This is a genomic window from Thermithiobacillus plumbiphilus (assembly GCF_038070005.1).
GTDB lineage: Bacteria > Pseudomonadota > Gammaproteobacteria > Acidithiobacillales > Thermithiobacillaceae > JBBPCO01.
Genome location: NZ_JBBPCO010000003.1, coordinates 125,494 through 137,535, shown reverse-complemented (window position 1 = coordinate 137,535; position 12,042 = coordinate 125,494). Strand labels below are relative to the sequence as shown.

Here is a 12,042-nt window from a genome sequence, read left to right as displayed (position 1 = left end):
CGATGAGCCTGCGCCGGACCTATACGCTCTGGGCCGCTGGTTACGATGCCCTCATCGCCGGGGCGACGGCGCGAGCGCGACAGCAAAGCCTGGCCGGACTGGGTGAGGTGGCCGGGCAGCGCATCCTCATCGATGGCGTGGGGACCGGGCTTGATTATCCCTGGCTGCCAGTGGGCGCGGATTATGTGGGGGTGGACCTGACCTGGGCCATGCTGAAGAAGGCTATGGATCGCCCGGATGGCAGGCAGGTGAGGCTGGTACAGGGAGACGCGATGCAGTTGCCCTTTGCCGGTGCGGTATTCGACCGGATCGTCATGCATCTGATCCTGGCCGTGGTACCCGAGCCGGCGCGCGCGCTGACTGAAGCCGTGCGCGTGCTGAAACCGGGCGGGCAGATCCTGATCTTCGATAAATTCCTGAAGCCGGGGCAAAAGGCACCGCTGCGGCGCCTGATCAGCCCCCTGCTCGGGAGGCTGGCCACGCGTACGGATGTGGTGTTTGAAGATGTGCTGCGTGATGTATCCAGCCTGCAGTTGGTGTCGGACGTCCCGGCGCTGGCAGGTGGCTGGTTTCGGCTGATCCGCTTGCGTAAGGCATAAAAAACCGGCCCCGAAGGGCCGGTCCGCAGCAAGCTGGGGCGTTTTACTTGAAATAGTAGTTCACGCCCACGGTGAAGTTGTTGTTCGTGAATTCAGCTTCGGGGAAACCAATATTGGCCCGGCTGTAGGTCCACTCGCCCTTGGCTGAAACATTGGGCATGATCATATATTCAATGCCCAGGCCGCCATGCAGGCCCCACTCATCGCCACTGGCATCGTCCGTGAGATTGGTGCTGGCTATGCCGAGCTTGCCATAAGGCATGAACTGACCCAGATCGACGCCGAGCTTGGCGTCAGCGCCCCAGACATAGCTGCCATAGCTCAAGGGTCCGTAGGGGTAGGTGGCGTGGTCCGCTGAGGCATTCCAGTCAATGAATCCTTCCGCACCAATCACCGGGCCACCCATGTTCATGTTGTAACCCAGTTGGGCGCCACCGGTAAATGCGGTTTTGCTATCCGCGCTAATATCGGAATCGGAATTGTTCAGACCGATTCGGCCACCCACATAAGGCCCGGTCCAGTTTCCCGAACTCTGGGACATGTATCCTTGCGCCATGGCGCCAGGTACGGCAACCGCCCCAAGGACCAGGGTGGAAGCAAGTGCTGCGAGGATCTTCTTGTTCATGTTGACCTCCGTAGTTGCAGATTCGTGAATGACATGACAATTCTACATTGTTACGTCTTTACAACGATCCTGCCTGGGTTGGGTTGACATAGCGAACATCCGGCTACATCAATCAAGATGGTTTCACGGTTCTACAAGTCTTTGCGGTATGCCAGCTTGTGGCAACGGCGCAACATGTACAGATTATGACCACCGGCCTGAGCAGGGGTTCCGGGGAGTTTCAGAGCGTTCCAACATTCGGAGTAGGACAAAAGGTGGATTTGGAGGAGAAGGCGGGATCAGGCCAGGTTCCAGGCACGAAGGCGGGAGAGCGCATGAGAATGATCTGGTTCCCGCAGTCGCAGGACCTTTTCGCGGCCAGTCTCGCCCTGCAGGATGCTGATCCGGCGTTGCGGAATCTCGAACTGTTCCGCCAGGAAGCGGATCAGGGCGGCATTGGCCGCACCATCCACGGGTCTTGCCTGTACCCTGATTTTCAGGGCGTTGCCATGCTGCCCGGCAATCTCGGTGCGTTTGGCGCCAGGCTGGGCATGAATGGCAAGGATCAGATCTCGATCCTGCCAGTGCCAGGCAGGATTTTCAGCGTTCACGTCAATCCAGGACCCGCCATGCTGTAGAGCCAGCGCACCAGCAGATTCTTGCCGAACTCGATCACCAGCAGGGCGACGATTGGCGAGATGTCAAAGCCGCTGATGGGCGGGATCAGGCGGCGGAAGGGACCAAGCACCGGCTCGGTGATGCGCACGATGAATCGCACCACCGGATTGTAGGGGTCGGGATTGACCCAGGAGAGCAGGGCACGGATCAGGATGGCGTAAAAATACAGGGTCAGCACCAGACTGATGATATTGGCCAGGCTGATGAGCAGGCTACCTGATATCATTCTTCTCCCTCCGCACCGTAATGATTGGCAATGGCCTCCGAGCGCGCGGCCGCGGCGGCAATTGCCTGATAGAATAGGTCCCGCATGCCGCGCTCCAGTTCCCGCACCCCGGCCGCCGTGGTACCGCCCGGACTGGTCACGTGGCTGCGCAGGGTTGCGGGCGTGTCCTCGCTTTCCAGCGCCATCTTGGCCGCCCCGAACACAGTCTGCAAGGTCAGCAGGCGCGCGGTGCGACGATCCAGGCCCTGCGCGACGGCCGCATCTTCCATGGCCTCAAGCACCAGAAAGAGATAGGCCGGCCCACTACCGGACAGGGCGGTCACCGAGTCCATCAGATACTCCTGCTGGATCCAGACCACCAGACCCACGGCACGCATCATCGATTCGGCGAAATCGACCTGTACATTGTTGACCTCGGGCGTGGCGTAAAGCCCCGAAGCGCCCGCCGCCACCAGGGCCGGCGTATTGGGCATGACCCGCACGATGGGCACCGGCGCCCCGATCCAGCGCTGGATGTCGGCGGTACGGATGCCGGCGACCACGGAAATGATCAGGGGCTTGGTCTGGATCAGCGCGGGTGCAAGCTCGCGCGCGACCTTGCTCAGGGCCTGGGGCTTGACGGCCAGCACCACGCCATCGGCCCCTGCTGCCGCTTCCTGATTGTCCTCGAATACCGTGACGCCCAGGGTCTGCGACAACAGGTCCCGTTGCGAGGCGTTGGGGTCTGCGACCCGGAACTGGCGGGGCTTCCAGCCATCGTGAAGGAGCCCGCCGATCAGGCTGCGGGCCATGTTGCCGCCGCCGATGATGGCCAGCTTGCGCGCCTTGGACACCGGCGTGACCGAGGAGCCGTTCTTGTTCTGCGTCTTGCTGGTCCCTTTGGACATGAGTTCCTCTTTTTGCGTCAGTCTGGCGCGGCGCGCCGGTACTCGCGGGGTCCGAAGATGGCGCTGCCGATGCGCAGCATGGTGCTCCCGGCCACCACGGCCAGTTCCAGATCATCCGACATGCCCATGGACAGCGTGTCGATTGCTGCGTCGGGGCAGCGGGCGCGCAGGCTCTGAAAATAGCCCGCCATCTGCCCGAACTGCAAGCTGGCCTGAGTCAGATCGGGACTTGGCAGCGCCATCAGGCCACGCAGGCGCAGATGCGGCAGCCGCAGTACGCCATCGACCAGCGCATCCAACTCGGCTGGTTCAATGCCTGCCTTGCTCGCTTCACCGCTGACATTGACCTGGATCAGCACATTCAGCGGGCGGGCGGGATCACGCTGGGCATTCAGGCGCTCAGCGATCAGCAGGCGGTCGAGCCCATGTACCCAATCAAAATGCCTGGCAATGAGCTGCGTCTTGTTGCGCTGGATGGGACCGATGAAGTGCCATTCCAGGTCCGGGCAGTCCGCCAGGGCAGCCAGCTTGTCCACGGCCTCCTGGATGTAGCTCTCGCCAAAGAGATGCTGTCCGGTGGCTATGGTCTGGCGGATGCCTGCCTCGCCGACACCCTTGGAGACCGCCAGCAGGCGGATGCCCGCCGGGTCGCGGCCGGCTTTTCCGGCGGCGGCCGCGATTCTCTGATGCACTGCCTGGAGGCGGCTTTCGATATCCGTGCAATTGTCCGCTGACATGTGATTCCTGCTCGCCCACGCCGGGACGGGGCAGTCAATTTGTATTTATCGACTAATATACACCATTGCACTCATATTGAGAGACACAGGATTTGGAAGGAAGGCCATGGACATCACGGAACTGTTGAGCTTTGCGGTCAAGAACAAGGCGTCGGATACCCACCTGTCTTCGGGATTACCGCCCATGATCCGCATCAATGGCGAGGTCAAGCGCCTGAACATCGAACCGCTCGATGCCAAGGCGGTGCATGCCATGATCTATGACATCATGAACGACAAGCAGCGCAAGTTCTTCGAGGAAAACCTGGAAGTCGACTTCTCTGTCGATCTCGGCGGCGTCGCCCGTTTCCGTGTCAATGCCTTCCAGCAGGATCGCGGTCCGGCGGCGGCCTTCCGGACCATTCCCTCCGAGGTGCTGTCGCTGGAGCAGATCAATGCGCCCGCGGCCTTCAAGAGCATCATCGAGGTGCCGCGTGGCCTGATTCTCGTGACTGGCCCCACCGGCTCGGGCAAGTCCACCACGCTGGCGGCGATGATCAATCACATCAACGAGAACAAGCACGAGCACATCCTCACCATCGAGGATCCGATCGAGTTCGTGCACAAGGCCAAGAAGTGCCTGATCAACCAGCGCGAGGTGGGGCCGCAGACCCATTCTTTCTCCAACGCCCTGCGCTCGGCCCTGCGCGAGGATCCTGATATCATCCTGGTGGGCGAGTTGCGCGATCTCGAAACCATCCGTCTGGCCCTGACCGCCGCCGAAACCGGCCACTTGGTGTTCGGTACCCTGCATACCAGCTCCGCGCCCAAGACCATCGATCGTATCATCGATGTCTTCCCGGCTGCCGAGAAGGACATGGTGCGCGCGATGCTGTCCGAGTCCCTGCGCGCCGTGATCGCCCAGACCCTCCTCAAGACCGCCGACGGTAACAGCCGGGTGGCGGCGCACGAGATCATGATCGGCACGCCCGCCATCCGCAACCTCATCCGCGAGGGCAAGGTGGCGCAGATGGTGTCGGTCATCCAGACCGGGCAGCGCGAGGGCATGCAGACCCTGGATCAGAACCTCATCGACCTGGTCAAGGCCCGGCGGGTGCGTGCCGAAGATGCCATGCGCAAGGCCCAGAACCGGGATCTCTTTGCCAATATTGGCGCCTTATGAAAACCTTATGAAAAAGGAAGGGTAGCTTGAGTTTTCGCGATCTACTTTTGCTGATGAACCAGCGCAATGCCTCGGATCTCTATCTGACCGTCGGCGCGCCGCCCACCTTCAAGATCGATGGCAAGAGCGTGCCGGTCGGCAGCTCCTCGCTCAAGCCCATGGAAACCGTGGCCCTGGCGCGGGAGATGATGACTGAGGAACAGCTCGGGGAATTCGAGGCTCACAAGGAGCTGAACATGGCCCTGAGCGTGCCCCAGGTAGGCCGCTTCCGCGTCAATGCCTTCTATCAGCGCAACGAAGTCGGGATGGTGCTGCGTTCGATCAAGACCGACATCCCGCAACTGGAAGGTTTGCGATTGCCCCCGATTCTGCGCGAACTGGCGATGACCAAGCGCGGCCTGATCCTGTTCGTCGGCGCCACCGGTTCCGGCAAGTCGACCTCGCTGGCGGCCATGGTTGGCTACCGCAACCGCCATGACAGCGGTCACATCCTCACCATCGAGGACCCGATCGAGTTCCTGCACCGCCACGAGAAGTCCATCGTCAACCAGCGCGAAGTGGGCATCGATACCGAGTCTTACGAGGAGGCGCTGAAGAACGCCCTGCGCCAGGCGCCGGACGTGATCCTCATCGGCGAGATCCGCGCGCGCGAGACCATGGAGCACGCCGTTGCCTTCGCCGAAACCGGCCATCTCTGCCTGTCCACCCTGCATGCCAACAACGCCAACCAGGCCCTGGACCGCATCATCAACTTCTTCCCCGAGGACCGGCGCAGCCAGCTCCTGATGGACCTGTCGCTGAATCTCAAGGCGGTCGTCTCGCAGCGGCTGATCCCGCGCAAGGACGGAAAGGGGCGCAGTGCGGCGATCGAGGTGTTGCTGAACTCCCCGACCGTGGCCGATCTCATCTACAAAGGGGAGGTGGGCGCGATCAAGGAGGTCATGGCCAAATCCACCGAGATGGGCATGCAGACCTTCGACCAGGCCCTGCTGAAGCTCTATATGGATGGGGAAATCAGCTACGAGGATGCCCTGCACAATGCCGACTCGATCAACGAGGTGCGACTGGCCATCAAGCTCGAATGCATGCGCCAGGGCCGCGAGGATCCGGGGCTGCGCAGCGCCCTGGGGACGACACCCGAGTTGCAGGTGGAAGAATAGGCGAGACTAGTCGCCCAGCGCGGCGAGCTGATCGGCCTGGTATTCGCTGATCAGCGGCTCGATCAGCAGGTCCAGCTCGCCCGCCAGCACCTGTTCCAGTTTGTAGAGGGTCAGGTTGATGCGGTGGTCGGTGATCCGCCCCTGCGGGAAATTGTAGGTGCGGATGCGCTCGGAGCGATCCCCGGAACCCACCATCAGCTTGCGCGCGCTGGCCTGGGCGCTGCTCTGCTTCTCCTGCTCCACTTCCAGCAGCTTCGACTGCAGCAGGCTCATGGCACGGGCGCGGTTCTTGTGTTGCGAGCGGTCTTCCTGACAGGCCACCACGATCCCGGAAGGGAGATGGGTGATGCGCACCGCCGAATCGGTCTTATTGATGTGCTGGCCGCCGGCGCCGCTGGCGCGATAGGTATCGATGCGCAGATCGGCGGGGTTGATGTCGATGCCGGTGATTTCATCCACGGCCGGTAGCACCGCCACGGTGCAGGCCGAGGTGTGAATCCGGCCCTGGGTCTCGGTTTCCGGTACCCGCTGCACGCGATGGCCACCGGCCTCGAATTTCAGGCGCGAGTAAGCACCGCGCCCGCTGATTTCCACCACGGCCTCCTTGTAGCCGCCGAGATCCGATTCCGAAGCGCTGATCAGCTCCGCGCGCCAGCCGCGCGATTCGGCATAGCGGCTGTACATGCGCAAGAGGGCCCCGGCAAACAGCGCCGCTTCCTCGCCGCCGGCCCCGGCGCGGATTTCCAGAAACACGTTGCGCTCGTCGTTGGGGTCCCGCGGCAGCAGGAATTTCTGCAAGGCCAGCAGCAGCTGATCGAGCTGCGCTTCCATCTCCACCACTTCCTGGGCGGCCATTTCGCGCAACTCGGGATCGCTCTCCGAAGCCGCCATGGCGCGGGTTTCCTCCAGGCTGTCGCGGGTCGTCTGAAACCGGGTCAGGGCGTCCACGACCGGGCTCAGGTCGGCATATTCCCGCGAGAGCTGCTGGAAGCGCGGCTGGTCCTGAATGATCTCCGGCTCCGACAGCAGGGCATTCACCTCTTCATAGCGTTCGGCGAGATGTTCCAGCTTGGCCTGCAGGCGCGGATTGATGCTCATGAGGTTTCGTCCAGCTTGAACAGGGTATGCAGGGCGGCGACCAGCGCCGGCTCCTCGCGGGCTTCACCGGCGGCCCGCAGGGTCACGGTCGGCTGGTGCAGCAATTTGTTGACCAGGCCATGCGACAGGCGCTCGAGCACCAGCTCGGGCGCCTGTCCCTGCTGGAGCAGGCGCAGCGCCCGCTCCACTTCGCTTTGCCGCAACTGCTCCGCGCGTTCGCGCAGCAGGCGAATGGTGGGGACCGCGCCGAGCCCCTGTTGCCAGCGCCCAAAGGCCAGGCTCTCCTCGATGATGATGGTCTCGGCGGCCTTGGCGGCTTCACGCCGTGCCTGCAGGTTTTCCTCGATGATGCCCTGCAGATCATCCACCGTATAAAGATACACGTCCGGCAACTGCCCGACCTCGGGTTCGATATCGCGCGGCACGGCGATATCCACCATGAAGACCGGCCGGTGACGGCGCTTCTTCAGGGCGCGCTCCACCGTGCCCTTGCCCAGCACGGGCAGAGGGCTGGCGGTGGAGCTGACCACGATATCGGCATCTTCCAGGGCTTCCGGAATCTGCCCGAGCCCGATAGCGTGGCCCTGGAACTCCTCTGCCACCTGGCGGGCGCGCTCGGCGCTGCGGTTAGCAACCGTGACGCGGCCCACGCCTTGCTCGCGCAGGTGGCGCGCGACCAGCTCGATGGTCTCCCCGGCGCCGATGAGCAGTACCTGCTGGCCGCTCAGGTCCCCGAAGATGCGTCTGGCCAGACTCACCGCGGCAAAGGCCACGCTGACCGCCTGGCTGCCGATCTGGGTTTCGGTGCGCACCCGCTTGGCCACCGAAAAACTCCAATGGAAAAGGCGATTGAACAAGGCGCCGACGCTCTGGGCCTGATGGGCGAGCAGATAGGCGTTCTTCAGCTGACCCAGGATCTGCGGCTCGCCAAGCACCAGCGAATCAAGGCCCGACGCCACCCGAAAGAGATGCTGGACCGCGGCATCGCCCGTGTGCACATAGAGATAGGGGTCCAGGTCGGGGATGGACAGGTGGTGGTATTCCGCCAGCCACCGCGAAACACTCTCGGGGCTGGCGGAATCAGTGCTATAGTAGATCTCTGTGCGATTGCAGGTGGACAGGATCACCGCCTCGCCAATGCCGGGCTGGGCGACGAGATCCTGGTGAGCCTGCATGATGCCTTCGCTCGCGAAGGCGACCTGCTCGCGGATTTCGACCGGCGCGGTTGTGTGATTTAATCCCAGGGAAAATATCTTCATGTCCTGCCATATTGGATGGGCGCCACCGGCTCGCGCCTTTGCGCACTGCCCGGAACCCTGTCCGGACTGACGACTGTTGAATACGACTAGCGTGGGCATAATCTGTCGATTTTCCGCAAAGCCCAGGATCAATGCAAGCTTGCACTGATAACTCAGGCAATCTCCTGATCCGTGGGCAAGCTGTACCTTTTCTATCCTTTCTCAGAGGACCAAGCATGGGCAGAAAGAACTGGCAGGCAGGCGGGCTCTGGCTCGGGCTGATGCTGGCCTGCAACGAACTCCTGGCCGGATCGCTTTTGCCCGTCCAGCCAGTGGGCGGGTCGGGCGTGCAGGAATCATCAGGTCAACCGCAAGTCCCGGCCATCCTGTTGTCGGCCAGCCGCCAGGCGGCGACTGCGCAGCCGCGCCTGTCCGACAGGCAGAGTCCCTTGAACGCCCAGGGCATGTTCGAGCTGATGCTGGGCGAATTTGCCCTGCAAAGTGGCGATCTGCCGCTTGCTGCCGAAGCCTGGAAGAAGGCCGCTGAAAATACCAATGATCCCAGCGTGCTGGAGCGCGCGACCAAGGCGCTGACCCAACTGGATCGCCTGCAGGAAGCCCTGCCGCTAGCCCGCCGCTGGGCGCGGGCGGCGCCCGATCAGGTCGAACCCTCGCAATACCTCGCCGCGCTGCTGGTCGGTACCGGCCAGCGGGACGAAGCGGTGCGGCTGCTGCAGCAGCTCACCCAGCGCTTCCCGGAGCGCATGGACGTCTATCTGCAGCTCAGCGAGATCCTGGCTGCCAGCCGGCAATATGAACCGGCAGTACAGACCCTGCAGATGCTGATCAAGAAGCAGCCGCAGCAGGCCGCGGCCTATTACGCCCTCGGGCATCTGCGTATCAGGATGGGGCAGGACGACAAGGCGCTCGTTCTGTTTCGCCAGGCCCTGGAGCGGCGTCCGGAGTGGGAGCAGGCGGCCCTGGCCGTGGCCATGACCCTGTCAAAGGTACAGGGAGACAGGGCCGCCAGCGATTTCCTGCAGACCTACATCCAGCGCAACCCGAATGCCCAGGAAACCCGCATGTATCTGGCCGCCAGCCTGCTGAGGCAGGAACGCTGGGACGATGCCTATGCCCTGTACCAGGAGCTGGCCGCTCTGCAGCCGGAGAATCCCGACGTCTTTCTGGTGATGGGCATGATCGAGCTGCAACGAAATGACCTGTCCAGGGCCGAGCAGTCCCTGAATCGGGTGATGGAGCTGGCACCTGATCAGCCTGCCGCACGTTACTATCTGGGACGGCTGGAGGAATCCCGGGACAATCTGCCCCAGGCACTGGCGTGGTATGAGGGGATCGGTCCCGGTGCCCTGTATGTGGAGGCCCGCTTGCGCATGATCCAGCTCGATGCCCAGGCCGGCAACCTGAAGTCGGCCCATGCCCGTCTGGCCGATCTGCGGAAAAAGATGCCTGATGACCTGCGCATCCAGCTCTTGCAGGCCGAGCTGGCCATGCAGGAAAAGGATGCCCCCGGCGCGCTGGCCATCATCGATGCGGCCATTGCCAAGGCCCCCCGGCAGCCGGATCTGCTCTATCAGCGTGCAGCGATATACGAGCGCATGCGTAACTATGCCGCCATGGAGCAGGACATCCGCGAAGTCATCCGCCTGCAGCCCGACAACGCCCATGCCTACAACTTTCTGGGCTACAGTCTGGTCGAACGTCGGGAGCGCCTGCCGGAAGCGGAAATCCTGCTGAAAAAGGCGCTGCAACTGGCGCCCCGCGATCCCTATATTCTCGACAGCATGGGCTGGCTGCTGCACGAGATGGGGCGCGATCAGGAAGCCCTGGACTATCTGCAGAAAGCCTTGCTGCAGTACCCCAACGACCCGGAAATATCCGTCCATGCCGGCGAGGTGCTCTGGGCGCTCGGAAGACACGACGAGGCCCGCAAGCTGTGGCGGTCAGCTCTGCAAGCCCACCCCGACAATGCCGCTCTCAAAGAGCGGATCAAGCGCTAAGGAGAGCTCATGGGTTCGCTTGAGATGTTTCGCAGGCCTGCCACCTGGCCACTGCTGATGCTCGTGCTGGCAATGAGCGGCTGCGCAAGCCTGCCACCGGAACCGCTGCCTGCGCAAACGCCAGCGCAACGCAGCCAGAAACTGGAACAGCTCCAATCCTGGTCCGCGCAGGGGCGGGTTGCGGTGCAGGCTGGCAACGAGGGCAACAGCGCCGCCTTCGAATGGCAGCGCACGGGCGGCACCGAGGTGTTGCGCATGCGCGATCCCCTGGGACGCACCGTCATGTTGCTGGAGCAGAGTCCCCAGGGCGCCTACGCGAAATTCGCCGATGGTTTCGAGGCGAGTGGTCCGGATGCCGCAACTGTGCTGGCCGGCCGTTCGCCCATGCCGCTACCGGTCAGCAGCCTTGCTTACTGGCTGCGGGGACAAGCCCTGCCCGGACAGCTTGCCGAAGTCACCTATGACAGTCAGGGCAATCCGGAAATCCTGAAGCAGGCTGGCTGGACCGTGACCTATCAGGATTATCGCCCTGTGAATGGCGTGGCCATGCCCGGACGGGTCCTGGCGGAAGGCCCACAGGCGGTGCGCGTCAAGGCCGTGATTCGGGACTGGCAACTGCAGTTCGGGAATGCAGCCGCTTCCACCGCCGGAGGGCAGGGTGGCTGAGGAACAGGTAGCCTATCCGGCGCCGGCAAAGCTGAACCTGATGCTGCGCGTCATCGGCCGGCGCCGGGATGGCTATCATCTGCTGCAGACGGTGTTCCAGTTCCTGGACTACGGTGACGCCTTGCGCTTCGTATCCCTGCCCGGGCGCGGGGCGCGCCGGCTGGCCGGTGCCGCGGAAGTATCGCCGGAGAGTGATCTCGTGGTGCGTGCGGCACAGTTGCTGCAAGATGCCTGTGGGGTACGGGAGGGCGTCGGCATCTTCGTCGACAAGCGCCTGCCGATGGGGGGCGGTCTCGGCGGCGGCAGCTCGGATGCCGCCACCACACTGCTTGTGTTGAACCAGTTGCTGGGACTGGGTCTGAGTCTCGCCGAGCTCGCCGAGCTTGGCCTTGGCCTGGGCGCGGACGTGCCGGTCTTCGTCCGGGGCCGGGCTGCCTGGGCGGAAGGCGTAGGGGAGCAACTCACCCCCCTGCCGGAGCTGCCCACCCCCTGGTATGTGGTCCTGCATCCCGGTGTTTCTGTCTCCACCGGCAGTATCTTCAGCGATCCGGAATTGACACGTTCCCATTCTCCCATCACAATACGCGACTTTCTGGACGGGGTGCAGGACAATACCCTGCAAGCGCTCGTGCTTGCGCGCTATCCGGTCATTGGCGAGGCCCTGAACTGGCTCGACGGGCAGGGGATCGCGGCTCCCCGACTGACCGGCAGCGGCGCCTGTGTCTTTGGCATGGCCGATTCACGTGAGGTCGCCGGGTCCATCGTCCGGCGCGTGCCTGCAAACTGGGTCGCCTTTGCCGCCCAGGGGAGCAACCGGCATCCCCTGCACGCGCAACTGAACTTAGAGTAAGATCCTGTTCCAGCACGATTTCTTGGGGCGTCGCCAAGCGGTAAGGCACCGGATTTTGATTCCGGCATTCCTAGGTTCGATTCCTAGCGCCCCAGCCACTTTGTCGTATCAGTATTAGT

At 63.1% G+C, this 12,042-nt stretch carries 13 protein-coding genes and 1 tRNA gene; 7 read left to right on the top strand and 7 right to left on the bottom strand.

Annotated features, from left to right (window positions below):
• Positions 1-2 precede the first annotated feature (2 nt).
• Positions 3-599: a class I SAM-dependent methyltransferase gene (locus WOB96_RS04520; RefSeq protein WP_341370088.1), complete on the top strand. Its 597-nt coding sequence runs from the start codon at positions 3-5 to the stop codon at positions 597-599.
• Between the two features lie 43 nt (positions 600-642).
• Here the strand turns inward: WOB96_RS04520 and WOB96_RS04515 are convergent, their stop codons facing one another.
• The 5 genes from WOB96_RS04515 to WOB96_RS04495 form a co-directional block, all read right to left on the bottom strand.
• Positions 643-1,224: an outer membrane protein gene (locus tag WOB96_RS04515; protein ID WP_341370087.1), complete on the bottom strand. Its 582-nt coding sequence runs from the start codon at positions 1,222-1,224 to the stop codon at positions 643-645.
• Between the two features lie 278 nt (positions 1,225-1,502).
• Positions 1,503-1,814 (bottom strand): DUF167 domain-containing protein, encoded by a 312-nt coding sequence (locus WOB96_RS04510; protein ID WP_341370086.1) that lies wholly within the window; start codon positions 1,812-1,814, stop codon positions 1,503-1,505.
• Positions 1,811-2,107, bottom strand: coding sequence for a YggT family protein (locus WOB96_RS04505; protein WP_341370085.1), 297 nt, complete (start codon positions 2,105-2,107; stop codon positions 1,811-1,813). The genes WOB96_RS04510 and WOB96_RS04505 overlap by 4 nt, the downstream gene beginning before the upstream one ends.
• A complete protein-coding gene (proC, locus tag WOB96_RS04500) occupies positions 2,104-2,994 on the bottom strand; it encodes a pyrroline-5-carboxylate reductase (RefSeq protein WP_341370084.1) in 891 nt (296 codons plus the stop codon). The genes WOB96_RS04505 and proC overlap by 4 nt, the downstream gene beginning before the upstream one ends.
• A gap of 17 nt (positions 2,995-3,011) precedes the next feature.
• Positions 3,012-3,731 (bottom strand): YggS family pyridoxal phosphate-dependent enzyme, encoded by a 720-nt coding sequence (locus tag WOB96_RS04495; RefSeq protein ID WP_341370083.1) that lies wholly within the window; start codon positions 3,729-3,731, stop codon positions 3,012-3,014.
• Between the two features lie 106 nt (positions 3,732-3,837).
• Here WOB96_RS04495 and WOB96_RS04490 point away from each other — a divergent pair, with 106 nt between their 5' ends.
• Both WOB96_RS04490 and WOB96_RS04485 read left to right on the top strand, forming a co-directional pair.
• On the top strand, positions 3,838-4,893 hold the full coding sequence (locus WOB96_RS04490) for a type IV pilus twitching motility protein PilT (RefSeq protein ID WP_341370082.1): 1,056 nt from the start codon (positions 3,838-3,840) through the stop codon (positions 4,891-4,893).
• A gap of 26 nt (positions 4,894-4,919) precedes the next feature.
• Positions 4,920-6,053 carry a PilT/PilU family type 4a pilus ATPase gene (locus tag WOB96_RS04485; protein ID WP_341370081.1) on the top strand — a complete coding sequence of 378 codons (1,134 nt, stop codon included), beginning with the start codon at positions 4,920-4,922 and terminating at the stop codon, positions 6,051-6,053.
• Between the two features lie 6 nt (positions 6,054-6,059).
• Here WOB96_RS04485 and prfA read toward each other — a convergent pair whose 3' ends face one another.
• Positions 6,060-7,151 carry a peptide chain release factor 1 gene (gene prfA / locus WOB96_RS04480; RefSeq protein WP_341370080.1) on the bottom strand — a complete coding sequence of 364 codons (1,092 nt, stop codon included), beginning with the start codon at positions 7,149-7,151 and terminating at the stop codon, positions 6,060-6,062.
• Positions 7,148-8,509, bottom strand: coding sequence for a glutamyl-tRNA reductase (gene hemA / locus WOB96_RS04475; protein WP_341370079.1), 1,362 nt, complete (start codon positions 8,507-8,509; stop codon positions 7,148-7,150). The genes prfA and hemA overlap by 4 nt, the downstream gene beginning before the upstream one ends.
• Positions 8,510-8,625: 116 nt before the next feature.
• On the opposite strand from hemA, the gene WOB96_RS04470 reads away from it, so the two are divergent.
• From WOB96_RS04470 to WOB96_RS04455, 4 genes are all read left to right on the top strand, one after another.
• Positions 8,626-10,407, top strand: a complete 1,782-nt coding sequence (locus WOB96_RS04470; protein WP_341370078.1) for a tetratricopeptide repeat protein — start codon at positions 8,626-8,628, stop codon at positions 10,405-10,407.
• A gap of 9 nt (positions 10,408-10,416) precedes the next feature.
• Positions 10,417-11,073, top strand: a complete 657-nt coding sequence (gene lolB / locus WOB96_RS04465; RefSeq protein ID WP_341370077.1) for a lipoprotein insertase outer membrane protein LolB — start codon at positions 10,417-10,419, stop codon at positions 11,071-11,073.
• The gene (ispE, locus tag WOB96_RS04460; RefSeq protein WP_341370076.1) at positions 11,066-11,923 is read left to right on the top strand and encodes a 4-(cytidine 5'-diphospho)-2-C-methyl-D-erythritol kinase; all 858 of its coding nucleotides are present in this window, start codon (positions 11,066-11,068) and stop codon (positions 11,921-11,923) included. Before lolB ends, ispE begins: the two co-directional genes overlap by 8 nt.
• 23 nt (positions 11,924-11,946) lie before the next feature.
• Positions 11,947-12,021: transfer RNA gene (locus WOB96_RS04455), tRNA-Gln, on the top strand.
• Positions 12,022-12,042: the final 21 nt, after the last annotated feature.